This is a genomic window from Mesorhizobium sp. M4B.F.Ca.ET.214.01.1.1, assembly GCF_004791545.1.
Classification (GTDB): Bacteria; Pseudomonadota; Alphaproteobacteria; order Rhizobiales; family Rhizobiaceae; genus Mesorhizobium; species Mesorhizobium abyssinicae.
In genome coordinates this window covers 1-279 of the sequence record NZ_SRUX01000323.1, presented here as the reverse complement: position 1 = coordinate 279, position 279 = coordinate 1, and the positions used below count along the sequence as shown (strand labels likewise).

The 279-nt window shown below is 62.4% G+C and carries 1 protein-coding gene; it reads right to left on the bottom strand.

Annotated features, from left to right (window positions below; all coding sequences use genetic code 11):
• The coding region (locus EN857_RS34420) for a MoxR family ATPase (RefSeq protein ID WP_189522855.1) at nucleotides 1–270 on the bottom strand (270 nt) is incomplete at its 3' end.
• Nucleotides 271–279: the final 9 nt, after the last annotated feature.

The window sequence follows — 279 nt, the reverse complement described above, 5'->3', positions numbered from 1 at the left end:
ATCCGGGGTAAACTGGATGCGGTTGGCGTCGAGGCCGAGCACGGTGCCGAGTGTGGTGACGAGCTTGGTCTTGGCAAGGCCGGGAACGCCGACGAGAAGGGCGTGGCCGCCGGAGAGGATGGCGAGAAGCGTGTTCTGCACCACCTTTTCCTGGCCGAAGATAACCTTGGAGACTTCCGCGCGGATCGCCGCAATGTCGGACAGCGCCTTTTCGGCCGAGGCGATGATCGCCTTTTCATCGAGGGTTTCGCCGGTATTCATCACGCCCATGTCGCTCTC